This is a genomic window from Saprospiraceae bacterium (genome assembly GCA_016714025.1).
Taxonomy (GTDB): Bacteria; Bacteroidota; Bacteroidia; order Chitinophagales; family Saprospiraceae; genus Vicinibacter.
In genome coordinates, this window is the sequence record JADJOB010000002.1 from 693,995 (window position 1) to 720,279 (window position 26,285).

Sequence of the window (26,285 nt, forward strand, 5' to 3'; positions counted from 1 at the left end):
AGTTTAAATCATCGCTTTAAACAGGTTAAAATGGCATGATCAAACAAGATTCGCTGCAATTAATTTTACGTAGAAGGTAACAAGCAGCAGAAAATTAACGTATAGGGTCATAATATCACATCAATTAAAGATTAACTTATGAAAACTATTTACTTTCTCCTTCTATCATTGATCTCTGCCGGCAGTCTTTTTGGTGCCTGTGAACTTTGGGATCTACAAGTTGAAAAAACAGATTGTAACCCGGAAAAAAAGTTTATGGTTACCATCAATTTTAAATATAAAGACGTTGGCGAATGCTTTACAATTAAAGGCAATGGAAAAAATTATGGTAATTTTAAATACAATCAGCTACCGGTCAAATTAACTCTCAGCGGAGATTGCCGCACCGAATATGAATTTGTAATTCGCGATTGTCATACTGAATCTTGCCGGTTAGAATATTTTCTAGGAAAAGAATGCTGTGAAGTAGATTGTGAGTTATCAGAAATGCGCATTGAAAAAACGGAATGTGATGATGATCAAAACTTTTGTGTATTTATTAATTTTAATCATGTAGGAAATTCCTCTTGTTTTAAACTCCGTGGTAATGGCCATGAATACGGTCGTTTTAGCTATTCTCAATTGCCTGTAAAAATTTGCGGACTAAAAGCTAATTGTGAAACAGAATATGAATTTACAGCTCAAGATTGCGAAAATGAAGAATGCAATCTAACCAAAGAATTGGGAATTGTTTGCTGTGAAAAAGTTTGTAAATTATCAGAACTCAAACTAGAAAAAACCAAATGTGATGAAAATGGAAAATTCTTCGTTTTCATAAACTTTAAAAATACTAACACCAGTGACTGCTTTAAAGTCAAAGGAAATGGTAAAGATTATGGAACTTTTCAATACAATCAATTACCAATTAAAATAGGACCCCTTGAAGGCGATTGCAAAACCAATTATGAATTTAAAATCGTTGATTGCAAAGATGAGCGCTGTCAGTTAACTGGTAATTTAGGCATTGTTTGTTGCGAACGAAAACAGTGCAGCATTCGCGATTTAAGAATTAATAAATCAGATTGCGATGAAAATAAAAATTTTTATGTTACAATCAATTTTAGATATAGCGGAACCTCCTCTTGCTTTAAGGTCCGAGGAAATGGTGTAAATTATGGAACGTTTAACTATACACAATTGCCCATTCGCATTGGTCCACTGAAAGGAGATTGTAAAACCGTTTATGAATTTGTAGTATCTGATTGTGAAAATGAAGCCTGCAAAGCATCCAAGAGCATTGGCAGAGTATGTTGCGAAGAACACAAACGGGAGGAACTTCAAAATCAGGATGCAGAATTTCAAGAATCGCCTTCACAAATCACTAATTGGAATTTAAACTACAGTATTGAACAGCCAATTGAATATCAATATTCACAGACTTCTAATCAATTTATCGTGCGATTTAATGAAACAATTCACACGAAAGCCTATTTATACAATGCAATGGGGCTGATCGTCCAATCCGTTCCAATAGAGTCAACAGAAAACCGAATTGAAATAAATAATTCGAATCTATTACCAGGGATTTATTATTTACGATTCGAATTAGAAGGAAAGCAAACCTTATTAAGATTTGTAAAAATGTAGTTGAAAGATGAGCTTAATAAGCTATTTAGCTATTTAGCTATTAAGCTGATAAGCTATTTAGCTATTTAGCTATTTAGCTATTAAGCTGATAAGCTATTTAGGTAAAAAAAATATTGAAGCTATTCTAATTAGCATTTCAATTTTTACATTCCTCTCTTTGCCTTATCAGCTTATTAGCTTTAGCTTTTTAGCTTATTAGCTATTAAGATAAAAAATATATAAAAGCTATTCTAACTAGCATTTCAATTTTTACATTCCTCAATTTGCCTTATCAGCATATTCGCTTGTCAGCTTATCAGCTTAATAGCTGTAGAGCTATTCCTCCATTTCCCCTTTCAGTCTTTCTGCCTGGTCTGCAACTTGAAGGGCCTGTATGATTTCATCTAAATCGCCATTGACGATATCATTGAGATTATAAAGGGTCAAATTGATTCTATGATCTGTAACACGGTTTTGAGGATAATTGTATGTGCGGATTTTATCTGACCGATCACCTGATCCTACCAACGAGCGTCGTTTTGAAGCAACTTCATTCTCATATCTCATAACATGAGCATCTTGCATTTTTTGAAGCATCCTATTAAAGGCAATTTCCCTGTTTTTGTGTTGGCTTCTGCTGTCCATTGACTCAGCAACAATCCCGGATGGAATATGCGTAAATCGAACACCCGATTCTGTCTTATTGACATGCTGCCCACCAGCACCACTGCTTCGGAATGTATCCACACGCAAATCAGCTTTATTGATATTAACTTCTTCCAATTCCATCTTAGGCATAACAACAACCGTTGCAGCAGAAGTATGGACTCGTCCTTGTGCTTCGGTCTTTGGTACCCTTTGAACGCGATGTGCTCCGGATTCAAATTTTAATTTGCCATAAACATTTTCCCCTGTAATCTCCATCACTACTTTATTATAACCACCTACATTGCCTTCGTTTACATCGAGAATTTCATATTTAAGACCGTGTGTTTCAAAATAGCGCGTATACATTCGGTAAAGGTCACCGGCAAAAATTGAAGCCTCGTCCCCACCTGTTCCGGAACGAATTTCTAAAATAACATCTTTCGAATCTTCCGGGTCTTTTGGTATTAACAGGATTTTCAATTCCTCTTCCATTTGCTCCAGCTCCGGCTTCAACTGTTCAAATTCCAATTGCGCCATTTCACGAAACTCAGGATCTGAAAGCATTTCCTTCGCTTGCTTAAATTCTTCAGATTTCTTTTTGTAAACAAGGTAAACACCAACAATTTCCTTTAAATCCTTATACTCTTTGCTAATTTTACTGTACTCAACCATATTGCTCACCACAGAAGGATCAGACATCCGTTCCTCCAGATATTGGTAGCGATCATAAATAGAATGTAATTTATCTAACAGCATGGTTTTTTACTAAAGCGCAAAGATAGAAGGAATTGTGAATAGCTGAAATGCATACTGATTCACATATTCAATGAAGCTAGAAATTTCATACAAGATATATTTATCACATTATGTGAAACCAAAATAAAATACTTAATTTGTAAAGCAATAAAACAAAAACATTTTGAATATCCTATGCTCAATTTTAAGGACCATTCCAGACAACAAAGATTTTCAAAATCTTACCATGGCATTAGATAAAGAATTGGTCATCCGAGATGGTGAATTACACTCCTTTTACCATCAATACAATTCATTAAAAGTACTTGATCATGTGGTGGTAGCATATTATAATGAACGCGCGATTGCTTGCGGCGCTCTTAAAAAGTATCATGAAAATAGTGTAGAAATCAAAAGAATGTTTGTCCTTGAATCCGAACGGGGTAAAGGAATCGCTTCAACTATACTATCTGAATTGGAATCCTGGGCTAAAGAACTTAAATACGAGCGATGCATTTTAGAAACAGGTATTAATCAACCTGAGGCTATTAATTTATATAAAAAAAATAATTACACGACAATTCCAAATTATGGCCAATACGAAAATATTTACAACAGCGTTTGTTTTGAAAAAATTCTTTAACATTATTTAAACCGAAGTTGTATTGTTACCCCTCAATTTAAACAGATCCATTAAAAACATAAAATCAAAGTATAAATTAGAAACTCACGTAACAAGAATATATTGAGAAACTCTTCATCTTGTACATTTAGAATTTATCTCAAATAAAATGAAAAATAGAAATGAAAATTGTACCGAATACTAAGCAATGTTTGAAGATTTAAGGACAACGTTCGAAATAATTAATAGAAATCGCGAATTAAAAAAACCAATTTGAAAATAGTAATAGCCATTGATTCTAAAATACCCGTCAACTTATATGGAGGAACGGAACGAGTGATTTGGTACCTCGGGAAGGAGCTTAGCCAAATGGGGCACACGATTTCATATCTGGCACACGAAGGTTCATATTGTAGTTTTGCTAAAATAATACCCTTACAAAAATCGAAATCGATTCAAGAACAAATTCCAAGAGATACAGATCTGGTCCATTTACATTTTAATCCTGAAGAAATTGACCAGATAAAATCTCCTTTGCTTATAACCATGCATGGTAATACCAATGATCAAAAACCATTGCATTCAAATACCGTTTTTGTCTCATCAAATCATGCTGCCCGATTTGGATCCTCCTGTTATGTGTACAATGGTTTGGATTGGAATGATTATCCTTTGCCAAATTTTAAAAAGGAGCGCAGCTATTTTCATTTCCTAGGAAAAGCTGCCTGGCGAATAAAAAATGTACAAGGAGCCATCGATGTTATCCGAGCAACTCCTAATGAAACATTAAGAGTATTGGGTGGATACCGATTTAATTTTAAAATGGGTTTGCGATTTACCTTCTCCCCTCGAATTTCATTTTATGGAATGGTCGGAGGAACGCTCAAAACAAATCTATTAAATGGATCTAAAGGTTTGATCTTCCCAGTGAGGTGGCACGAACCTTTTGGTTTAGCAATAATAGAAAGTCTTTACTATGGTTGTCCGGTATTTGGCACTCCTTATGGTTCGTTGCCAGAACTGATCCCAAAAGAATTTGGTTATTTGTCAAATCAAAAAAATGAATTGGCTGATGCAATTTTAAATGGATCCGATTATTCCTCCAAAGCCTGTCACGAATATGCCTTAAATACTTTTAACAGTAGAAAAATGAGTTTGGCGTATTTGGAAAAGTATAAAATGATATTGGATCGGCAACAATTGAATTTAACTCAACCTATCTTACAAGAAATACAAAAACAGAAATTTTTAGAATGGCACGACTAATAAAAACTACTATGAATTTGGATGTTATTGTCCCGGATACTTTTTAATGCGATCCTTTATTTGATCTGCAAGGATATTGCTGCGGGTGGGTTTATATAGGTTTTCTTTAATTTTTTCACGAATAGATTTTTCTTTTAGAAAAGCTTGATGACCTGCTGGATTTGATTGAATTTGTTTTAAAAATTCAAGTTCGTCATCCTGATTCATTTGGTGATCAAAAAATTGAGCGATTCTTTTGTTTAAATCATTTCGCAAAAAATCTTTCATAAAAAACCATTTTTAATAAATTAATAGCTAAAAAATAGGGGATTAAGGCAGCATGTTAAAAAGGCAGCATACACCTTAAGGATCAATCTTCAACGACATCCTCAGCTTTAGACCGATCTCCCCTCAAATCTTTATAACCTATACTCGAAGCATATTTCACCAATTTTTCTTTCAACATATTCCTGGCCCGAAAAAGTCTGGATCTTACCGTGCCAATTGGAATGTCAATAATTTTAGAAATTTCCTCGTAACTAAATCCTTCAATATCACAAAGCAAAATGACCGTACGAAATTCCTCCGGCAATAAATTCAATGCAGTAGAAACTTCATCTCCAATCATTTTCTCAAAAACATCTTCCCTAAGGTCATAATAACCACTGACCTGTCCTTCTTCTTCTTCATTATAAACAGCTACATCTTCATAATCTACCCGGGCAGGACGTTTACTCTCCTTCCGGTATTGATTGATGTAAGCGTTCTTTAATATTTTAAACAACCAAGCCTTCGCATTAGTTCCTTCTTCAAACTTATCTATAAATCTAAATGCCTTAAGAAAGGTCTCCTGAACCAGATCATCTGCATCTTCTTCATTATAGCACAAGTGGAAGGCAAAAGAATGCAGTGCTTCTAAATGGGGTAGAAACTCTTTTTCAAAACGCTCGTGTAATGGACTGTTGTGCTGCGGCATTCGAAAATTTCAATCTGCAAAGAAAACAAATTCTTTGGGCTTGATAAGACTGGATTTTATTCGGAAATTTGCCTTCTATTCAAGATTATGGCACAATTTATTAAAATAAGCATTTTAGGAATCTTTTTCTTCGGACTTGGAACTACGTTTACCAGAGCCGGTGATATCGAACTGGGTCGAGTCAATTGGCTTCGCAGCTTAAAAAAAGGACAAGAACTCGCTAAAGAATCCGGAAAACCTCTATTAATCCTATTCCAGGAAGTACCAGGGTGCAGTACGTGTAAAAATTATGGAAGCGGACCACTCAGCCATCCATTGCTTGTGGAAGCCATAGAGCAGTATTTTATTCCAGTTTGCATCCATAACAATAAAAATGGCCCAGATAAAGAAGCGCTTCAGTTATTCCAAGAAGCATCCTGGAACAATCCCGTAATTCGAATTGTAGATAAAAATTTTAAGGATATTCTTGGGCGATTGGCCGGTGATTATAGTGAATTTGGGTTGGTTTCAAAAATCAACGCGGCCCTTGTGGTTTGCGGCATAAAAATTCCCGGTTATTTAAATTTACTAGAACAAGAATTCAGGGTAAAACAATTTGGAAGCTCCCAGGCTACCTTTGGAATGTATTGCTTTTGGTCTGGAGAAAAAACATTTGGCAAGTTAAACGGAGTCATCGCTACAAATGCTGGTTTTATGGGTGGTTCTGAAGTTGTGACGATCCAATATGATCCATCTAAAATCGGGCTCGATGAATTAATTAAAATAGGTAAATCACAAAACACAGCCGATCGATTATTTACAAATGAAAATTTAAAAAATAATTCCATTCCAATAAAAAAACCAAGTGCATTTAGACAAGATCCAGAAACAAAATATTATTTGTATCAATCAGATTACAAATACGTTCCTATGACGGCTATGCAAGCCACTAAATTGAATGCGGTTCTAGGCAATGGCTTGAAAGATGATTCCATGTTATCTCCTAAACAAATCCAATATTACAATTCAATTAAAGACAAGGACAAGTCAAAACTAAAAAATCAGATCGGAAAAGGATTGGAAAATCTATAATAGAATGCTTGTTAGGAATTCGTTGATAGCAAATGCATTCCAGGGATTAATGATTGCTGTTTCTAGAATTTCTAGATTATAGCCTTTTTATCATCTGACAATCGACTTTCCGTCTATTACTTTCTATACAAGCTAAAAAGTCAAAAGATTATCTTTGCAAAATGTCTACACATCGTACCGTTGCATTTCATACGCTGGGTTGTAAGTTGAATTTTTCAGAAACTTCTACTATTGGAAAGCTATTTGAACAAGCAGGTTATCAGGAGGTCGATTTTAATACACCAAGTGATTTGTATATTATCAATACCTGTTCGGTAACGGATGAAGCGGATCGGAAATGTAGAAAGGCTGTACGCGCTGCTGTTCGACAAAATGCGGAGGCGCAGATTATAGTAATTGGGTGTTATGCACAACTCAAACCAGAGGAGATTTCTGCTATACCCGGGGTCAGCATGGTTTTGGGAGCTACAGAAAAATTTAGGATTCTGGATTATATTCACAGAAACGATTTAGCTTCTCCGCACACAGGAATTTATCAACATTCTATTGAAGAAGTTACTCAATTTGTTCCAGGTCATTCAATTGACGATCGTACGAGAAGTTTTCTAAAAGTTCAGGACGGTTGTGATTATAAATGTAGTTTTTGTACCATTCCACTTGCAAGAGGCCGTTCCCGAAGTGGAGAAATTCCTTCCATTGTAAAAGCTGCTTCAGAATTAATAACCCATGGGATTAAAGAAATCGTTTTGACTGGTGTAAATATTGGAGATTTTGGAAATGGCACCGAGGTACTGGAAGGAATTAAACCTAAAAAACAAGCTTTGTTTATTGATTTGGTACAAGCTTTAGATGAATTGGAAGGAGATATCCGGTTTCGGATTTCATCTATTGAACCGAATCTGTGTACTTATGAATTGATAGATTTTGTTGCGGGTTCTAAACATTTTATGCCTCATTTTCACATGCCATTACAATCAGGGGATAATGAAATTTTATCTTTGATGAAAAGACGGTATAAACGTGAATTATATGAAGATCGCGTAAATTATATTAAATCTAAAATGCCACATGCTTGCATTGGTGTTGATCTCATCTGTGGCTTTCCTGGCGAAACAGAAAGACATTTCGATAACACTTACAGTTTTATTGAAAAATTGGATATAAGTTATCTCCATGTATTTACATACTCTGAAAGACCTAATACTGCAGCATTGGAACAAATGGGTAAAGTAAGTCCTGAAGTCAGACACTTGCGATCAAAAAAATTAAGAAATTTATCGGATCAAAAAAAGTTGAACTATTATTTAAAGTTCGAACAAAGTGAACAAGAATTATTGGTAGAAAATAAACTTGACAATGGATATATCAGTGGTTATTCAAAAAATTATTTACGCATCCATTTAAATAAAGAACTTGCTCAAGTAAATCAATTGGTAACAGTAAAATTGGGATCTATTAAAAATGAACCACGCAGAGAGCTTAGTTTCTACGCTGAATTGGTTTAAAAGAAAAACCCAATGCTTACGAAAATATAGTCCGTTTTATAGTCTGTATCGTGGTATAATGCAGTAAGACCTTTTTCAAAATTGAAATCAACCACCAAAGGCCCAAAATCTACTCCTGCACCGACCAGTGCCCCAAAACTTGCATCATTTATACTGTTGTGGTCCAATCCGAGTTCGTTTTCTTCAATAAAAGCTGTATAACTAAATTGGCCACCTCCCATAAGTCGCAGTTTAAAAGCCTCGGTATTGATCAATTTGTATCCAATTTGCAAGGGTATTTTAAGAAAATACGCTGCCGGTAAGTTGGAAAATGGATCCAACATTTCTTTAGACTGTAACTTGACTTTATGTAATTCTAAACCTGGACGTAAAAATAAATTTCGATTGCCAAAGCGACCCGAAAGGCTGGCATGCCATCCACTCATAACTTCATTAGGCTTATTTACAGCAGGATTGTCTGAAAAAGCCATGCTGACCCCTACAGAAGCTACCATTCCGGATTGAGAATAGGACCCAAAACTTAAGAGGATAAGTATTCCAATGAATATAAATCGGTTAATCATAAGGTCAAAAATTAGAAAAAGCCTACATTTATGCATACAAAGATAATTATTATATTTATATATTATAAATTTTTATAATTTGTAATTAACATTATGTGGCCTGACTTTTCATACATTCTTCATAGCCTGATTGGAACGCAACCCGACAATGCGTTTTCGGTTATTAAAACCTTTGGATTCTTTTTAGGAATAGCATTTATAGCAAGTGCTTCGCTACTATACTTAGAGCTAAAAAGAAAGGAAGCACAAAATCTTATCACAGGAATGGTGGAAACCGTTGTTGTGTATAAACCTATTGATTGGCAAGACATTTTAACACAGTCCTTTATCAATTTTGTAATTTTTTACAAAATTGGATATATCGTCAGCCATTTTGAACCTTTCAAGATGGATCCGGCAGCAATAATTTTTTCCACAAAAGGAAACTTTACTACTGGTCTGGTACTTTTTCTGATTACTGCTATCTATCTTTTTTATAAAATGTCTGGAGAAACAGATAAAAAAATAAAAACTGCAGAAGTATTTATACATCCACACCAGCGGCTCACAAACATTACAATTGTTGCTGCTGTTTATGGTTTGATTGGCTCAAAATTATTTTCAGTATTAGAAAACTGGAAATCTTTTGTCAAAGATCCGATTGGTGAATTTTTTTCTGGTAGTGGCCTTACGATTTATGGTGGTTTAATCCTTGCATTTATTATGGTTTACCGCTATGTAGCTAAGCGCGGTATTCGTCCAATTCATATGATGGATGCGGTTGCGCCTTCATTAATGATCGGTTACTGTATTGGAAGAATGGGTTGTCATTTTTCTGGAGATGGCGATTGGGGAATTATAAATGAATTGAGCAAACCGAATTGGTTTATTTTTCCAGATTCCTGGTGGGCTAATTCTTATGCACACAATGTGTTGAATGAAGGTGTTGCTATACCAACCTGCCAATGGCGTTATTGCAGCGAGTTATACCCAAAAGTATTTCCAACACCTTTATATGAAATTATTCTTGCAGGAATAATTACTATAATTTTATGGCTCTTACGTACCAAGCTGCATCGTGCCGGCCTGTTGTTTTTTGTATACTGCTTTCTAAATGGTTTTGAACGATTTTTTATAGAATTTATCCGGGTGAATCCGCGTTATTCTATTATTGGTTTTGATCTTTCTATGGCACAATTTATTGCGCTTGGGCTTATGCTAACGGGTATTGGAGGATTTATCTTTTACTGGAAAAAGAATATCCCTGCGTGATACATGATTAAATCCGGATCCTTTGCAAAAATATTAATCAAATGGTCTACTGAAAATCCAAGAAATTATCCCTGGATCGGTGAACGAGATCCGTACAAAATCTGGATATCAGAAATTATATTACAGCAAACCCGATCAGAACAGGCAAAACCATTTTATGAAAATTTCATTTTGCACTTTCCAACATTGCAAGACTTAGCAAAATCTTCAGAAGATGAAGTTTTAAATCATTGGAAAGGACTTGGATATTATTCTCGAGCACGAAATTTATACCACACTGCACAAATTATTCAAACACATCATCAGGGACTGTTTCCTAAAGAATACCAGGAGATTCTGAAACTTAAAGGAATTGGAATGTATACTGCCGCAGCGATCTGTAGTTTTGCTTACAATCAAGCCTATGCGGTAGTAGATGGAAATGTGATTCGATTACTCTCCAGGGTATTTGGAATCAATAAATCTGCTGTCGATGCTTCTGGTAAAAAATACTTTCAAAATTTAGCTCAAAGCCTGATTGATTCTAAGAATCCTGCTTCATATAATCAGGCTATTATGAACTTTGGTGCAATGGTTTGTATTCCACAGAAACCGCTGTGTCAAAATTGTCCGTTTCATAAAAGTTGCGTAGCATACATGCAAGATGCGATTTCAAAGTATCCCTATAAAGAGAAAAAAATTACAATAAAAGAACGTTATCTACATTTCTTTCTGTTTAAGAATAAACAAGGCAAAATACCAATCCGAAAACGTACTGCAACAGACATTTGGAAACATCTTTATGAATTTCCAATGATAGAAACAAATCAAGAGCATCATTTTAAAAAAGCGGATGTTCAACTCATTCAGAAGCTCGGACTCATAATTCAACCTGATTTTAAATTGATCAATTTAGGTCAAAAAAAGCACAAACTGAGTCACCAGGACCTTAAAATAAACTATTACCTGCTTCAAAATGTAGACTTTAATCCCAAAATAAAGCCCTTGTTTTCCTTTGTTAAACCAGAAAACTTGGTGAATTTTGCATTTCCAAAAGCTACCGATCCATTATTCGCCTATATTAAGCCTTGAATCATGTTAAACAAAGTTACTTTAATTGGAAATTTAGGAAAAGACCCTGAAATACGCGCCTTAGAAAACGGGGTGAATCGTGCAAATTTTACTTTGGCTACAAACGAAAATTATAAAGACCGTAACGGAAACTGGCAAAAAAGTACTGAATGGCATGAAATCATCATGTGGCGCTCAATGGCTGAACGGGCTAAAATTCTGAAAAAAGGAATGCTCGTATATGTAGAAGGAAAATTAACCCATAGAAAATGGGTTGACAAAGAAGGCAGAGATCACTACACAACTGAGATCACTGCTGATGTTTTAAAAATTCTTGAAAAAAGAGACCATTCCGCAAACACACACACTAACCCAACCACCAACACTGAAGAAAAAAAATATGACTCCACTACAACCAACCATCTTGACAGTGAAGAAGATGATTTACCTTTTTAATTAAAAGGTTCAATTCGTGGAAGCTGACCCTTACTATTCGACCCCATTTGCTTTTGTAATAAGCCTTTTACTTTTCATTCCCATTGGAGAGTTAAGCTATCTCTTTACGCTGGTTATCTTATTGCTTTGTTCAGGAATATTTTCTGGAACAGAGATCGCTATGTTTTCATTGCGAAATGAAGATATGGATGAAATTGAGGAAATAAATACACCAGCTTCAAAAGCATTAATCTATTTAAAGCATCACACCAAGAAACTATTGGCCCTTATTTTAATCTGCAACACTTTTGTAAATATTGGGATTGCTTTAGTTTTAGAGCGATTACTTGCTATTTGGTTGCCGATATCCAAATGTACCATCTGGGCGCAGAATGCAATTAGTGTTTTCAATTTGCAATCTTCCAATCCTGATGAACTTGGAAGCATCATCTACTTTAGCATTGCCGTAGTTGGCTCAACCACCTTGATCTTGTTTTTTGGCGAAGTCATGCCTAAAATATATGGAAGGCTTAATCCTATAAGTCTTTCTTTATTATTGGCACTACCCATGCGAACGCTGGATATAATTTTTTCACCAATAACGCGTGTAATGGTTGGTATGACAAATCGCGTTGAAAAAAAATTATTGGAAAAAAAGGTTGGTTTGCAAACAACCAGCAAAGAAGATTTGGATACAGCTATCGATTTAGCAGTAAGTCAGGATATAAACTCCGAAAAGCAAGTTGATATACTAAAAGGGATTATTAAGTTTAATGATGTCTCTACTAAACAAATTATGACACCCCGTACACAAGTGTATGGATTAGACTTTAATTCAAACTATGCCTCGGTTCTGAAAATAGTCCGCGATTGCGGATTTTCCAGACTCCCGGTTTACAATGAAGATTTTGATCAAATTACTGGAATTATATATGCTAAAGATCTTATCGGCCATCTAAACGAATCCGATGATTTTGAATGGCAAAGCTTGATCCGTACCAACACTTTGTATGTACCAGAGTCTCGAAAAATTAATGATACCTTAAACGACTTCCGTGAAAAACACGTTCACATGGGTTTTGTGGTTGACGAATATGGTGGCACAAATGGTATCGTTACCCTGGAAGACATTATGGAAGAAATCGTAGGTGAAATTAAAGATGAATTTGATGAACAGCACGAACTCAATTTTGTAAAAATAGATCCAAACACCTATTTGTTTGACGGGAAAACCTTGATCAATGACATGTGTCGCGTTATTGGCATCGATATTTATCGATTTGAGGAAGCTCGGGGTAATTCAGATTCAATTGCCGGATTGCTATTAGAGCAATCGGGAGAAATGCCACGAAAAGATCAAGAAATCGAAATAGAAAATATTAAATTTAAAGTAACTGCTGTAAGTAAAAGACGCATCGAACAAATTAAAGTAAGTCTATAAATACAGTATTTTAAATAGCTCGATACATAAGCCATTACATGAATCACAAAATTTTACTTTACTTTTTTTATTTAGCGAATTTCATGGCTTTAAGTAGCTGTAAAGAATCCGTTTTTACTCCCAAGCCACGGATGTATCCAAAAATATCTTTTCCTGAATTTACACTGGTTAACTATGAAACTCCTTTTTGCCCATTTACATTTCAATACGCATCTTATATTAAACCAATAAAGGATACATCCTTCTTTGGTGAAAAGCCATTAAACGATTGCTGGCTCAATTTACAAATGGAAATTTTTAATGGAACCATTTTCTGTTCATACCTTCCAATCAACAAATCAGATGAATTAACAAAATACATAAAGGATTCCTATAAGCTCGCGCGTGAGCATCAAGTAAAAGCCAACTTTATTGATGAAATTCCAATTCACAAATCAAAACAGGTGAATGGAATGCTTTATAATTTGGAAGGGCCTACTGCTTCTTCTTTTCAATTCTATCTTACGGATTCAACCAAGCACTTCTTGCGTGCATCACTGTATTTTAATGCACAAACCAGGCAAGATTCTCTGCAACCAATCATCGAGTTTGTAAAAAAAGACCTAATGACTATTATAAATTCCTTTGAGTGGCGTTATTGAATTCTATAACTCAATCCAATATTCAATCCAATGAAAACATATTTTTGACTGATTGGGTTTTCAGTATTTGATAATGAATGCAAATAATATCTCATGGATGGTTCTAACAATAATAGAATCCGCTCATTGTACTTATAATTTAAACCAACACTGGTTATTAAACTAAACCCTGCATTTTTTCTAAAGAAGGAAACACCCGCTTCTTCTCCATTTTTGAGGTCATATACATTTTTAATATCTTCCTTGTAAATTTTACCGCTTTGGCTTGACCAAAGATTTAAACCTATTCCACCATTAAGAGAAAGAATAAAGTCTTTCAGGTCTTTTTCAAAACCAATCGTAATTGGTAAATCCAGGTAATTGTATTGATTGTAAATTTTATCAAGAATTACTTTCTCTTCAACCTGGGTACTTACTACATTTCCATCTTTGTCCTTTATTTCTTTGGTAATTTTTTGACGTTCTTTAACAAAATCGAAACGTTCCTTATTTTTAGCATAAGCTATTCCGCCCCGGAAAGTCAATCCATTGGCTGCTACAAAAGATCCGCGTACTCCAATGCTATAAGACATGATTGGTTTTTCTGAGTTCGATCGCTCAATAGCATATTTAACTAAAGCAGGGTCATTTGTACTTAAAGTACGGTTTGCCAATTCAGGTGAAAAGTAAACATCCATAAAAAAGTGTGGTTTCCTGCTTTTATAAACATTACATCCATCCAGCACACTGGACGCTTTGCTATCTGTATTTGGAATTAAAGATTCTTCACTACTTTTTTTATAATCCTGTAAAATTGGATCAGAATAAACAGCACTATTAGGTCCCGAAACTAGCGTTTCTAAAAAGACTGGATCTGTTGATGCGGTTAAATTTTGCGCAGTATAGGCTGATTCTGTTTGCGTGTTGACATTGGTGGATTTTGACTCTGATTCACTTGACAAACCTGAAGGCGTTTCATGATTCGTTAATTTATTCTGTTCAACACGTCCGGAATGATTTTCTGAAATGAAATTGCTTGTAGAAATGCTTTTTGTTTGACCTGCTATCTTTGTATTGATCTGTTTCCTTTCATTAAGATTTAAATCTTTAATCTCTAGAGAAGCTTTATTTGTGTTTGTAGAAAGCGCAAGAGAAGAATAATCAACTGCTTCAGGAATCATTGGAAGATCCTTGTTACGTTGCTGTTCTTGTTTTTGGAATTTCAACCACTTTGTAACGATATATGTTCCGGCTCCAATAACCATAAAAACAATGAGAGTAGACAATAAGATCGTCCACCAGCTGCCCAATAAATGAGGTCTGCGTTTATCTTCATCGAGTTTTTTGGCTATAGTTTCCCAAACGTGCGGATTCACCTGCATTTCAAAATTTTGAAGTTTCTTTTGAAATAGTTTATCCATCCAGCCCGAATTTATCATATAGTAGTTTTTTGAAGCTTTAATAATTTATCTTGTAATACTTTCCTTGCCTTAACTAATTGAGATCTTGAAGTGCTTTCCTCAATTTTTAAGCTTTCGCTTATTTCTTTATGAGAATAACCTTCTATAGCATATAGATTAAAGACCATCCGATATCCATCCGGTAATTCATTAATCAGCCCGAGTAATTCCCGTTCACTCATGCTATCAATTGCTTCAGGATCTTCAAACGTTTCCGGAAGCTCATCACCCACGGAGTATTCATTTTGAAAACTCTTCCGATGACAATTTTTTATAGCATTATTGATCATGATTCTCCGGATCCATTGCTCGAATGGACCTTCAAATTTATATTGTTCCAGGTTGGTAAATACTTTTATAAAGCCATCCTGTAAGAGGTCTTCCGCTTCCATCAAATGTCTTGAATAGCGGCTACAGACCGCCAACATTTTCCCTGAATAGCGATCAAACAATGCCTTCTGACTGATGCGATCTCCCTTTAGGCAACCTTGTATGATCTGTTCTATTTCCACGAGACCACTAGCTTTATGTTAAGACGCTCTTTCTATTCAAAACGCTGCTTTAAAAGTATTTAATCCTAATAATCAATTAGTTAGCGCTTTCCTTACTAAGAAATTCCTCCAAAATACGGTTAAATTCAACTGGTTTTTCCATCATGGGAGCATGTCCGCAGGAATCAAGGAAAAATAAGCTGGAATTCGGAATCAACTCCTTAAACTTCTCAGCTACAAATGGCGGTGTAACTCCATCGTTTTTACCCCAAATCAATAAAGTGGGGGCATGAATATTTTGCAGCTTATCCCCTAAGTTGTGCCGAATCGCTGATTTGGCAGTGGCTATTACCCGAATTGCTTTGCCGCGATCATTTACTATATCATATACTTCATCCACCAACTCTTTAGTTGCCACCCTTGGATCAAAAAACGTCTCCTCGGTCTTATTCTTAATATATTCGTAATCTCCACGTTTAGGGAAACTGCTTCCCATTCCACTTTCAAACAAACCAGAACTTCCGGTTAAAGTGATTGTATTGATCCTTTCGGAATCGGCAAGGGCATATAATAAGGCAATATGACCCCCTAAACTGTTTCCAACCAGGTTGAGCTTTTCAAACTTTTTAAATTTGACAAAATCCAATACATGCTCAACCAATCCATTTAAAGATGCTTTAAAAATAGGAAGTTCGTAAATCGGTAAAATGGGAATAATTACATTATATCTGTCCTTAAAATGATTGAGAATCCCTTCAAAATTACTTAAAGCACCAAAAAGACCATGCAAAAGCATGAGATTAGGACCTGAAGTGTTTGTCTCTATATATTTAAATTTATCCTCTTCTATTAATTTAAATTCCATATAATGCTTAAGGTTCCGACAAAAATAATCTAATTCCAATAATAATGAAATGCAATTTATCTATTTCACTGAGCTGCCAGCATTCGAAACTATACTTAAAAAATTAATACTGACCAATAATAATACAATTCCGGTCAATTGATGTAATGAACCCAACCAAAGTGGAACTGACCCATGACTGTTTATTAAAGTAAATATTCCCAATAAAATTTGCACAACAACTAAAAATAAAATGGGATATAATTTACTCCTGAATTTAAGGTGATATCTATAAAGTATTAACAGCATTAGAACAAAAATAATATAGGCAATCAATCTGTGAAAAAATTGAATGATTACAGGTGCAGTATGTGATATTTCATACTCAGAAAATAAAAAATTTGAATAATTTGAAAACTGAAAAATTTCTTTAGGAAACCATTGACCTAATAATAAAGGCCATTCAGGTGCTACCAATGCAGCTTTCATCCCAGCCATAATTCCCCCTATATAAATTTGAAAAAATATTAAAGCTGAAAAAATTACAGGTAAATTAAATAAAGTTTTAAATACTTTCCATTTAATTTGATTGCCTTCAACAAACAGAATGGTTGAATAAATATAACTCAGTAACACCACGGCAACACCTAAGTGAAATGACAATTTATATGCATTGACCCATGGATAACTTACTAATCCGCTTGCAACCATAATCCATCCTAAAGAAGCAACTAAAATTGCCAGAATAAAAATCACAAGCACTTTGATTTTTAATTGTGTACTCAGTAAATTCTTAAATAAAAAATAGCAAAGAGGTAAAATAAATACGAGACCCATTAAACGTGCCCAAAGCCGGTGAAAATACTCCCAAAAGAAAATAAATTTAAAACGCTCCAGATCCATCCACGCATTTACTTTGGTATATTGGGGCGTTTGCTTATATAAATCGAAATAGTAAGTCCATTGTTCTTCGCTCAGTGGATACCAAATTCCGGTTATGATATCCCAACGGGTGATACTTAAGCCACTACCGGTCAGCCTGGTAATGCCTCCCAAAATAATTTGGATTAACACAAGCACTAAGCCAGCCCATAGCCATTGTAAAATAAATTTATTGTTTTTAGGCATTTCCACCGTACAAAATTGAGTATTTCTAAGCGGTTTTTCTTCAATTAAATTTTCCCCTTCTTATATATCTTTATTTAAATATAAACTATAAGATAAAAATGAATAAGGCTCTGTTAAAATGTTAATTGGTTCCCCTTTTCAGGTTTTAAACATTTTTTAAACAAGTTTTTAATCAAACTAAATAAATGATTCAGAAGGATTAAAGAAGTTTCAATAAAAATGTTTAAAAAGTAATTGTTTAAAACGGGCTTATAAGAAAATGTTTAAAACTTACGATAAAACCAATCTTTATTCACAATTGAAATAAAAAAAAGATATAATTGAGGTAAAAAAGAGGAACTTATTAAAAAAAGGAGCCCAAATGTTTAAAAACGAAACGAAAGCTTGCGAAAAAATAGATTTTTAAATATTGATAAACAGAAGATTAAGCTTTACAATTAAAATATATGTTTATAAAATAATTATGAGAGTTTTAATTCAACGGGTTCTTTCAGCATCCATATGGATAGAAGGAACTAAATATTCTGAGATTCAAAAAGGACTGCTGGTTTTTTTGGGGATTGGCCAAAACGAACAACAAATGGATGTAGATTGGTTGGTAAATAAAATTTGCAATTTGCGAATTTTTTCAGACGAAAAGGATCAGATGAATTTATCAGTTATTGATATCAATGGAGCCATTTTGTTAGTAAGCCAATTTACTTTATTTGCGAGTACTAAAAAAGGGAACAGGCCCGGATTTACTACAGCAGCAATCCCTTCAGAAGCAACTAATTGGTATTTAGCTTTTATAAAAGCACTCGAACTAGCAAGCCATAAAGAAATTAAAACAGGGGTATTTGGAGCTGATATGAAAATTGAATTGATCAATGATGGTCCAGTGACTATTTTTATAGATTCTAAACAACGGGAATAAATGAAATCAGAACAAGAACTTGTAGATAAGTGGATTCAAAATTTGGGTGTTCGGTATTTTAATGAAACGACAAATACTTTGTTATTAATGGAAGAAGTTGGGGAATTCACCAGACTTATTGCCAGAAAGTATGGAGAACAATCATTTAAAAAAACAGAATCAGAGATTGATATAAACTCACAACTGGAAGATGAACTTTCAGACATCTTATTTGTGGTGATCTGTCTTGCAAATCAATTGAATATTGACCTGGATCAAGCATTTAAGAAAAATATGCTTAAAAAAACAACTCGAGACAACAAGCGGCATTCTGAAAATCCTAAACTTAAAAATTGAAAAAAGCGAGTTTTTATTGCGCCATTGTGTTCTTGTCGGGATGTTGTGTTTTCGCATTCTTAGCTTACCTGATCGTTCCAGACCAAAGCAGGTTTGCCAATAATCAAATTCCAGAATTTTCTTTGATGAATCCAGGCCAAACATATTGTTTGAATAAGCAATTGATAACCGAATCAGACCAAGGATTGGTAGATAGATTCTTCAATGGAAGCAGGTCAGTTTATAAAAACCAGGTCGTTGAATTCAAACAAAACGAACAAACTATTTGCTCCTGTTTTTGGTTTGGTACTGACAAGTTTGGCAGAGATGTCTTAAGCCGAATAGTAGTCGGACTGCGCTATACCTTGATTATAGGATTCGCTTCGGTAGTTTTGTCATTAATCATTGGTTTGGTTTTGGGTGGATTGGCAGGATTTTTTGGTGGAAAGACGGATGCATTCATTTCAATTTTAATAAATGTATTTTGGTCATTACCCACTATTTTATTGGCATTTGCTATCATTTTAAGCTTTGGAAGATCTTTTAGTTCAATTTTTATTGCAATAGCACTTACCATGTGGGGAGATGTAGCCAGACTGGTTCGGGCTCAGGTACTGTATTATAAGGAGATGTTATTTGTTCAAGCCTCAAAGGCCATGGGATTTTCTGAACTTCGGATCTTATTTAAGCATATAATACCCAATTTAATGGGACCGGTATGGGTAAGCGCTGCCGGAAACTTTGCTTTGGCCGTTTTATTAGAATCGGGACTGTCCTTTTTAGGATTTGGACTTCAGCCACCCATTCCCAGCCTTGGAAATATACTTCAGGAACAATATTCGTATGCTATCTCAGGGAAACCCTTATTGGCATTGATTCCTTCGATTGTTGTAGTTTTGCTGATTCTGTCTTTTCAGGTGATAACCGCTCATCTGCGGGATTTAACCGATGTCAGAATGCAAGAAATAAGATGAGCCGGGAAGAAGCAATTTTAACTAAAATGGAAAATGAGCTGAGTTTAAAACAGCTTCAGATTACCTCATTATTAAATATTACCCAGGCGATTAACGAAAACCTTCCCCAGGAGGAACTTTTCAATATGTATAAAAGTTTTTTAACCTGGGAACTCAGCATTGAGCGTTTGGCACTTTTTATCAGAGAAGATGATAACTGGCAACTCGTAGTTACACATGATTTAGATCCGGAATTAGACTTAGCCGGTTTACCCCAATTGTTTATTAAATACAATCGATTACACACAATTAAAAAAACGGATAATGCCAAACTACAGGGATTTGAATTTATTATTCCAGTCTATCATAAAACGGAACCCATTGCGTATTCGTTAATAAGTGGTGTAAAAAGAGGAGATCAGATTTTTAATAATATTCAATTTATTACATCCATCACAAATATTGTTGCAGTAGCAATTGAAAACAAACGATTGGTAAGAAAACAGATCGTACAAGAAAAAGAATGGGAGCTGGCAAAAGAGGTAACCCAAATGCTGATTCCGGAACAAATGCCATGTGGAGCCAACTTTTCTTTGGCCAATGTTTACAGACCTCATTACAAAGTTGGAGGGGACTATATTGATTACTTATGGTTTTCCGAACATAAAATTTGTTTTTGCATTGCAGATGTATCTGGAAAAGGAATTGCGGCGGCCATGATCATGGCAAATTTTCAAGCCTTGTTGCAAAATCTGGGTCAACAATACAAAGATCTTGAAACCCTGGTTATGGTTTTAAACCAAGCGGTTATGAGAATTACAAAAGGAGAAAAATATCTAACTTTTTTTATTGCGGTGGCAGATTTAAAAAATAAGAAATTGTATTATGTCAACGCTGGCCACATACCACCCGTTTTATTTCAAGATGAAAAATTTATTGACCTAAAGGCAACGACAACCATCATCGGTCATTTTGATCAATTACCAGAAATACATGAAGGAATTATAGATTTAAAAGAAAATACGATATTGGTCGCATTTACCGATGGATTAATCGATTTAAAGAACAGCTTAGGGATAAATTTTACTGAAGACATGTTGCGCAGTTATATCTTAGAACATCGAAATGCACCCGCCAAAGAAATGTGTAATTCCATTATGGACTATATAACAGATTTTAAAGGAAAAGAAGAAATTCCTGATGATATTGCTCTGGTTACGTTTAAATTTTCAGAAACATGAAGAAAAAATTTGTAGCTATACTTTTGGCAGTTGTAGCTGGCGGATTTGGAGCCCATAAATTTTATCTACGGCAGCCGGAATTGGGTATATCTTATATAGCACTTTTTATATGGTTGGGTCGTTTTGCAGGAATGCCATTGACCGCGTTTTTAGGTTGGTACGATGCGTATAAACTTTTGACCATGGACAATGCTGAATTTGATAGACGGTACAACAGTTATTTTTTCAGAGATCGATTTGGCAGAAGACTTGAAAAATCCAAAGAGCGGACCATTAATCGCGGGGGTCGCTACATTATGATTGATGATGAATCACCAAAAAGTACCAGGAATTATCCAACCGTAATGAATTTTAAAAAACGAAAAGAAGCGGAAAACCTCAAACAGTCCGGAATAAAAAAATTTAAAGATTTTGACACAAAAGGTGCTATTGCGGATTTTAATTTGGCATTGGAAACAAGCCCCGATGATTTTGCCATTCACTTTAATATTGCATGTGCATATTCTTTAGAAGAAAAAGCAAAGGAGGCTTTTACACATCTGGATTTGGCAGTGGCAAATGGATTTAAGGCTTATGAAAAAATATTAAACCACGAAGCCCTGGCGTATATTCGTGTTTTGTCAGTATTTGAAGGTTTTAAAAAGAATCAATTCCGTTTAAATGAGCAATTGAAAATGCAACTTCAAAATAGTTTGCAAGAAGAACAGGTAAAACAAGAAGAGCAATTTGTATTAGCAAATAAAGTACCGATCGAATTAATAAAAGATAAATGATAGCACTCAATTTTTTAGATAAGAATTTAACTGCGTTTTCGTTTAAAGACGTTGCTGGAACCGCAAAAAAGTATCTTCAACAAACAGGATTTACAGAAGCAATCGTTTTAGAGGGCCAACATTTTGAAGGAATGATTTCGAAAGAGGATTTGTTTGAAAACGACGAAAAAACTCTTTTAAAAGAAATCCCATGCCAAATTCACGATTCCGTTGGACCACAGAGTCATTTTTTTGAGATTTGGACCCGGATCGTTGAAAACCACTTAAGTTGCATAGCGGTTGTTAATGATCATGATGAGTTTATTGGGATTATTTCCAAGCAAAGTCTCATTCAATTTTATGGCCAGTGTTTTGCAATGACTGAACCAGGCTGCATTATTGTTTTAAGCCAGCGGAGAATGGATTATTCCTTAAGTAAAATTGCACGAATAATAGAAGAACAAGATTGTAATGTATTAGGTACGTTTGTGAGCGATGCATCTGATGCTGGAAGTTTATTTATAACTCTAAAATTAAATTGTCAGGATGCTCAAGGCATCGTTAGCTCGTTTCAGCGATATGGCATTGAAGTAGTTGAACTATTTTCGGAAGAGCGATTTAATGATCCTATGCAGGAGCGATTTAATATGTTGATGAGTTATTTAAATCTGTAATTATTTTTAGGCTACTCATAATTCTCCTTTTTGTATTCCTTAATCTAAAAGGAATTTCCCAAAAATTTGATACACTGGTTATCCAGGGATTTGAATTTAATGGTTTGAAAAAAACCAAGGAATGGTATATCAGAAGGGAGCTCCGGTTTAACGATGGAGATAAAATTCTTCAAGATGAAGTAATTCAAACCATGGAGCTGATTACATCAGATTTAAGAAAGACGAATTTATTTTTAAAAATAGAAGTTTATCCGATTTATTTATTTGAAGAAACCGGTGGGGTCCGCTTTAAGGTTGTCTTGCAGGAAAACTGGTATATTTATCCTTCGGTTATATTTGAAATTTCTGACCCGGATTTTAATGTTTGGTGGAACGAACACAATCGGTCATTGAAACGGGTAAATTATGGTCTTGGCTTAAATCATGTAAACTTTACGGGTGTTAGAGATCAATTTAAATTCAAATTGCAAGGAGGTTATTTACGAAAGTTACAATTCTTATACAATCGCCCAGCGCTATTTTCCAATTCTAAATTTGGACTGTATTCTGCTTTAAATTATATTGAGCACAAAGAAATACCTATTCAAATCAAAAACAACAAAGCTGTTTACAAGAAAATTGGCGATACTAAAATTTATTTTAATAAAGAAGTGGTTCTTGGTTTAAATTATAAGCAAAATAAATTTTGGAATTACACATTTGAAGTTCATTATTTTAATAACAAGCTTAATAAACAACTTGCGGTGGAATATCCAGACTATTTATTGACAGGAGATCATTTACAAAATTTTAGTCTTGGAATTGCAACAGCAAGTTTTTTTGATATGGATCATATTTTAAGACCAACACGAGGCTTGCAATTAAACTGGGCGATTAAGAAAGCCGGATTATTAAAGCAAGAGGATTTAAACTATTTTAATTTTGTTCAATCAATTAAAGCCTGTAAAAAATTATTTAATCATTGTTATATACAGACTAATATTACAGGAGAACTTGCATTAGTCCGGAAGAAAAAACCATTAAATATCTATAAAGGATATGATTATAATGATACGGGGATTTCAGGTTATGAATTTTATAGTATTGATGGATTGGATTTTATTTACAATCACAACGAGTTCAGATATTTTATAGGTTCATATACAACGGATTTTTTTAAAAGAGTCTTACGAATTAATAGTTTTTTAATAAAGACTGATTTGGATCTTAGTTTACAAGTCAATACGGCCTATGTAAATGACCCGTTTTATTTTCAATCCAATGATTTAACCAATAAAATTTTGTTTAGTCTGGGTCCAGGACTTAACTTTACAATCAATGAAGTTTTTCAGTTTAATCTTAATTACAGTGTGAACCATTTGAAGGAAGACGGAATCTATTTTCATACAAGAAAGGCATTTTGATGAAAGTACTATTGTTTGGACAGAAAATTAAAGAAGACGATATATCAAATATCCAGTCTTTACTTCACCATTTGGCAGGAGCCAGAGCGGAAATTTACATAAAGGATAGTTTTCTTGAGCAATGCGAAGAAATGGGTATAAAACCGACTGGCCTTTCTACTTGGAATGATTACCAGGATGTGCTGCGGTTGAAGCCTGATTGCATGATTACCTTGGGTGGAGATGGTACCATCTTGAATGCCCTGACATTTATTAGAGAAAGCCGAATACCTATTTTAGGAATAAATTTGGGGAGATTGGGCTTTTTGGCTAGTATTGAAAAACGATTGATCGCAGATGCCGTACATAATTTGATGAACGGAATGTATGAATTGGATGAAAGAACCCTGATTCAATTGGAATGCAACGTGCCACTTTTCGGAGAAACTCCATTTGCGCTGAATGATTTTTCTATTTTAAAGAGGGACAACTCTTCCATGATTACGATTCATACCTATGTCAATGGCGATTTTTTAAATTCCTATTGGGCTGATGGATTGATCATTGCAACACCCACAGGATCTACCGGGTATTCATTATCCTGTGGAGGTCCGATCTTGTTTCCACAAGCCCAAAATCTTATAATTACACCAGTTGCACCCCATAATTTGAATGTACGGCCGGTGGTGTTGCCGGATGATGCGATTCTTAGTTTTGAAGTGGAAGGACGAACGGATAATTTTCTATGCACGCTTGACTCAAGATATGAAGTTATAACTGCGGACTATCAGCTAGGAATTAGAAAGTGTGACTTTTCCATACGCTTAATTCAACTGCAACCATCAAGTTTTTTGAAAACAATGCACGATAAATTAAACTGGGGTTTAGATCAACGCAATTAAGATGAAAATTCAATTTAGCCGGGAACACAAAGTCTATACATGTGATTTAAACCAGGGCATTGATTTGTCTATATCATATAAAGAGGGCCCCCAGCAAGTGAATTGCTTTTATGCCAATTTATTTAGCAGTCAGGCAGTAAAACAAGGCGATTTTATAGGTTCTGTAAAGGAAGGAGGTCCGGTAAACTTTTTTAACACCTTTATAAATATACACGGTGGCGGAACTCACACAGAAGGGGTTGGTCATATTTCAAAAGAACGTCATTCTGTGAATCAAATCATGAATCAGTTTTTTGGAATAGCCTATTTGGTATCTATTTATCCAACGAAAACAGAGAATGGGGATCGAATCATTCAAGCAGAAAGCCTGGAACGATTTTTAGAGGATATTGACCTCCCTGAATTTTTAATTATCCGAACACTTCCAAATGATATTTCAAAAACGAAACAGCATTATTCTGGAACCAATCCACCCTATTTATCCAAAGAAGCCGTAGATTTTATCGTATCAAAGCAAGTTAAACATTTATTGATAGATCTTCCCTCAGTAGACCGAGAACAAGATGGTGGGAAATTGGCGGCACATCATTGCTTTTGGGAAGGGAATCGAGCTTTAAATTGCAGTATCACTGAATTGATTTATATACCGGATCATCTGGAGGATAACTATTATTTAATTAATTTGCAGCTTGCTTCAATGGAACAAGATGCAGTCCCTTCAAGACCATTATTGTTTCGATTGGAAGAACTCGTATGATCACGAATTATAAACAAATCGGCAGCAAGGTTTTTTCCAGATTTAAAAATATTCCGGAAAAGGCATTTTATGATTATTATTATTTTTACCAGCATCATTTTGATCAAATTGTAAAACTGGAATACGATGAGTATGTCGAAATAAAATTCAATTACATAGAAGCCTTATATAAACTAGATAAATACAGCTTATTTTATACACAGGCGGATGCATTTTTATCAGAACTCATCAACCACCGGTTTTTTAATGAAAGACAACAAGCAATTTTTGAAAAAATATTATACTACAAAGCAGAGGCATATAAAAATGAAAACAAAATCGAAGAGGCTTGTAAAATTTATGCAGAATTAGTAAAGTGGAAATCAGGGAATAAAGAGTATAGCAGAAAATTATTTTCAAATTTATTTCAAACTGCCCAGATAAATCAACAAGATAAAATTGCATTGGTTGTTGCCTTTTTACTTAGCTCACTGGTAATAACTGGAGTAAGTGTCTTTATTATTACCCCATTTTATCCGCAGTTCAAGGAGACGATGAATGCTTTTAGAAATCTTGCGTTTGCTGGAGGAATTTTATCATTTGTCGGTTTGCAATTGATGTATTTTCGGAAAGCAAAACAGGAAATGAATCGGATGTTGAAAAAAAACGATGAATTCAGTTAGTAGAAACGCCAACAATGCCAATTGTTGGGGTGCACAATTCT

At 34.6% G+C, this 26,285-nt stretch carries 28 protein-coding genes; 20 read left to right on the forward strand and 8 right to left on the reverse strand.

Going from position 1 to position 26,285, the window contains the following annotated elements; translation table 11 throughout:
- Nucleotides 1-138 precede the first annotated feature (138 nt).
- A complete protein-coding gene (locus tag IPJ80_06125; protein ID MBK7913058.1) occupies nt 139-1,626 on the forward strand; it encodes a T9SS type A sorting domain-containing protein in 1,488 nt (495 codons plus the stop codon).
- A gap of 315 nt (nt 1,627-1,941) precedes the next feature.
- Here IPJ80_06125 and prfA read toward each other — a convergent pair whose 3' ends face one another.
- Nucleotides 1,942-3,009 carry a peptide chain release factor 1 gene (gene prfA, locus IPJ80_06130; protein MBK7913059.1) on the reverse strand — a complete coding sequence of 356 codons (1,068 nt, stop codon included), beginning with the start codon at nt 3,007-3,009 and terminating at the stop codon, nt 1,942-1,944.
- A 226-nt stretch (nt 3,010-3,235) separates the two neighbouring features.
- Here prfA and IPJ80_06135 point away from each other — a divergent pair, with 226 nt between their 5' ends.
- Together IPJ80_06135 and IPJ80_06140 are read left to right on the forward strand one after the other, a co-directional pair.
- Entirely contained in the window at nt 3,236-3,631 is a 396-nt protein-coding gene (locus IPJ80_06135; GenBank protein ID MBK7913060.1) for a GNAT family N-acetyltransferase, read from the forward strand.
- Between the two features lie 252 nt (nt 3,632-3,883).
- A complete protein-coding gene (locus IPJ80_06140; protein ID MBK7913061.1) occupies nt 3,884-4,876 on the forward strand; it encodes a glycosyltransferase in 993 nt (330 codons plus the stop codon).
- Between the two features lie 24 nt (nt 4,877-4,900).
- Here IPJ80_06140 and IPJ80_06145 read toward each other — a convergent pair whose 3' ends face one another.
- Nucleotides 4,901-5,143 carry a hypothetical protein gene (locus tag IPJ80_06145; protein ID MBK7913062.1) on the reverse strand — a complete coding sequence of 81 codons (243 nt, stop codon included), beginning with the start codon at nt 5,141-5,143 and terminating at the stop codon, nt 4,901-4,903.
- Nucleotides 5,144-5,225: 82 nt separating this feature from the next.
- Nucleotides 5,226-5,831: a sigma-70 family RNA polymerase sigma factor gene (locus tag IPJ80_06150; protein ID MBK7913063.1), complete on the reverse strand. Its 606-nt coding sequence runs from the start codon at nt 5,829-5,831 to the stop codon at nt 5,226-5,228.
- A gap of 87 nt (nt 5,832-5,918) precedes the next feature.
- Here IPJ80_06150 and IPJ80_06155 point away from each other — a divergent pair, with 87 nt between their 5' ends.
- Nucleotides 5,919-6,902 carry a peptide-methionine (S)-S-oxide reductase gene (locus IPJ80_06155; GenBank protein MBK7913064.1) on the forward strand — a complete coding sequence of 328 codons (984 nt, stop codon included), beginning with the start codon at nt 5,919-5,921 and terminating at the stop codon, nt 6,900-6,902.
- A 161-nt stretch (nt 6,903-7,063) separates the two neighbouring features.
- Entirely contained in the window at nt 7,064-8,407 is a 1,344-nt protein-coding gene (mtaB, locus tag IPJ80_06160) for a tRNA (N(6)-L-threonylcarbamoyladenosine(37)-C(2))-methylthiotransferase MtaB (GenBank protein ID MBK7913065.1), read from the forward strand.
- On the opposite strand, the gene IPJ80_06165 is transcribed toward mtaB, so the two are convergent.
- Nucleotides 8,404-8,970 carry an outer membrane beta-barrel protein gene (locus tag IPJ80_06165; protein MBK7913066.1) on the reverse strand — a complete coding sequence of 189 codons (567 nt, stop codon included), beginning with the start codon at nt 8,968-8,970 and terminating at the stop codon, nt 8,404-8,406. The genes mtaB and IPJ80_06165 overlap by 4 nt on opposite strands.
- A gap of 93 nt (nt 8,971-9,063) precedes the next feature.
- Between IPJ80_06165 and IPJ80_06170 the strand changes: the two genes are divergently transcribed.
- The 5 genes from IPJ80_06170 to IPJ80_06190 all read left to right on the forward strand — a co-directional run bounded on the left by IPJ80_06170 (nt 9,064) and on the right by IPJ80_06190 (nt 13,788).
- Entirely contained in the window at nt 9,064-10,221 is a 1,158-nt protein-coding gene (locus IPJ80_06170) for a prolipoprotein diacylglyceryl transferase (protein ID MBK7913067.1), read from the forward strand.
- 3 nt (nt 10,222-10,224) lie between these two features.
- Nucleotides 10,225-11,292: an A/G-specific adenine glycosylase gene (mutY, locus tag IPJ80_06175; GenBank protein MBK7913068.1), complete on the forward strand. Its 1,068-nt coding sequence runs from the start codon at nt 10,225-10,227 to the stop codon at nt 11,290-11,292.
- Between the two features lie 3 nt (nt 11,293-11,295).
- Nucleotides 11,296-11,727 carry a single-stranded DNA-binding protein gene (gene ssb, locus IPJ80_06180; protein ID MBK7913069.1) on the forward strand — a complete coding sequence of 144 codons (432 nt, stop codon included), beginning with the start codon at nt 11,296-11,298 and terminating at the stop codon, nt 11,725-11,727.
- A 16-nt stretch (nt 11,728-11,743) separates the two neighbouring features.
- Nucleotides 11,744-13,147: a gliding motility-associated protein GldE gene (gene gldE, locus IPJ80_06185; GenBank protein ID MBK7913070.1), complete on the forward strand. Its 1,404-nt coding sequence runs from the start codon at nt 11,744-11,746 to the stop codon at nt 13,145-13,147.
- A gap of 83 nt (nt 13,148-13,230) precedes the next feature.
- Nucleotides 13,231-13,788, forward strand: a complete 558-nt coding sequence (locus IPJ80_06190) for a hypothetical protein (protein MBK7913071.1) — start codon at nt 13,231-13,233, stop codon at nt 13,786-13,788.
- On the opposite strand, the gene IPJ80_06195 is transcribed toward IPJ80_06190, so the two are convergent.
- The 4 genes from IPJ80_06195 to IPJ80_06210 all read right to left on the reverse strand — a co-directional run bounded on the left by IPJ80_06195 (nt 13,782) and on the right by IPJ80_06210 (nt 17,690).
- Nucleotides 13,782-15,188: a hypothetical protein gene (locus IPJ80_06195; GenBank protein ID MBK7913072.1), complete on the reverse strand. Its 1,407-nt coding sequence runs from the start codon at nt 15,186-15,188 to the stop codon at nt 13,782-13,784. The two genes, IPJ80_06190 and IPJ80_06195, sit on opposite strands and share 7 nt — an antisense overlap.
- 14 nt (nt 15,189-15,202) lie before the next feature.
- Entirely contained in the window at nt 15,203-15,739 is a 537-nt protein-coding gene (locus tag IPJ80_06200; protein MBK7913073.1) for a sigma-70 family RNA polymerase sigma factor, read from the reverse strand.
- Nucleotides 15,740-15,815: 76 nt separating this feature from the next.
- Nucleotides 15,816-16,583 (reverse strand): alpha/beta hydrolase, encoded by a 768-nt coding sequence (locus tag IPJ80_06205; protein MBK7913074.1) that lies wholly within the window; start codon nt 16,581-16,583, stop codon nt 15,816-15,818.
- A 60-nt stretch (nt 16,584-16,643) separates the two neighbouring features.
- Nucleotides 16,644-17,690: a COX15/CtaA family protein gene (locus IPJ80_06210; GenBank protein MBK7913075.1), complete on the reverse strand. Its 1,047-nt coding sequence runs from the start codon at nt 17,688-17,690 to the stop codon at nt 16,644-16,646.
- Nucleotides 17,691-18,153: 463 nt separating this feature from the next.
- Between IPJ80_06210 and IPJ80_06215 the strand changes: the two genes are divergently transcribed.
- From IPJ80_06215 to IPJ80_06260, 10 genes are all read left to right on the forward strand, one after another.
- Complete coding sequence (locus tag IPJ80_06215) at nt 18,154-18,606, forward strand: D-tyrosyl-tRNA(Tyr) deacylase (protein ID MBK7913076.1); 453 nt, start codon at nt 18,154-18,156, stop codon at nt 18,604-18,606.
- Complete coding sequence (locus IPJ80_06220; GenBank protein MBK7913077.1) at nt 18,607-18,942, forward strand: nucleotide pyrophosphohydrolase; 336 nt, start codon at nt 18,607-18,609, stop codon at nt 18,940-18,942.
- The gene (locus tag IPJ80_06225; GenBank protein MBK7913078.1) at nt 18,939-19,895 is read left to right on the forward strand and encodes an ABC transporter permease; all 957 of its coding nucleotides are present in this window, start codon (nt 18,939-18,941) and stop codon (nt 19,893-19,895) included. Before IPJ80_06220 ends, IPJ80_06225 begins: the two co-directional genes overlap by 4 nt.
- On the forward strand, nt 19,892-21,115 hold the full coding sequence (locus IPJ80_06230) for a SpoIIE family protein phosphatase (GenBank protein MBK7913079.1): 1,224 nt from the start codon (nt 19,892-19,894) through the stop codon (nt 21,113-21,115). The genes IPJ80_06225 and IPJ80_06230 overlap by 4 nt, the downstream gene beginning before the upstream one ends.
- Nucleotides 21,112-21,888, forward strand: a complete 777-nt coding sequence (locus tag IPJ80_06235; protein MBK7913080.1) for an NINE protein — start codon at nt 21,112-21,114, stop codon at nt 21,886-21,888. Before IPJ80_06230 ends, IPJ80_06235 begins: the two co-directional genes overlap by 4 nt.
- A complete protein-coding gene (locus tag IPJ80_06240; protein MBK7913081.1) occupies nt 21,885-22,541 on the forward strand; it encodes a CBS domain-containing protein in 657 nt (218 codons plus the stop codon). Before IPJ80_06235 ends, IPJ80_06240 begins: the two co-directional genes overlap by 4 nt.
- Nucleotides 22,542-22,645: 104 nt before the next feature.
- Nucleotides 22,646-23,944, forward strand: a complete 1,299-nt coding sequence (locus IPJ80_06245) for a hypothetical protein (protein ID MBK7913082.1) — start codon at nt 22,646-22,648, stop codon at nt 23,942-23,944.
- Nucleotides 23,944-24,825 (forward strand): NAD kinase, encoded by an 882-nt coding sequence (locus tag IPJ80_06250; GenBank protein ID MBK7913083.1) that lies wholly within the window; start codon nt 23,944-23,946, stop codon nt 24,823-24,825. Before IPJ80_06245 ends, IPJ80_06250 begins: the two co-directional genes overlap by 1 nt.
- Before the next feature lies 1 nt (nt 24,826).
- Nucleotides 24,827-25,582, forward strand: a complete 756-nt coding sequence (locus IPJ80_06255; GenBank protein MBK7913084.1) for a cyclase family protein — start codon at nt 24,827-24,829, stop codon at nt 25,580-25,582.
- Complete coding sequence (locus IPJ80_06260; protein MBK7913085.1) at nt 25,579-26,244, forward strand: hypothetical protein; 666 nt, start codon at nt 25,579-25,581, stop codon at nt 26,242-26,244. The genes IPJ80_06255 and IPJ80_06260 overlap by 4 nt, the downstream gene beginning before the upstream one ends.
- Nucleotides 26,245-26,285: the final 41 nt, after the last annotated feature.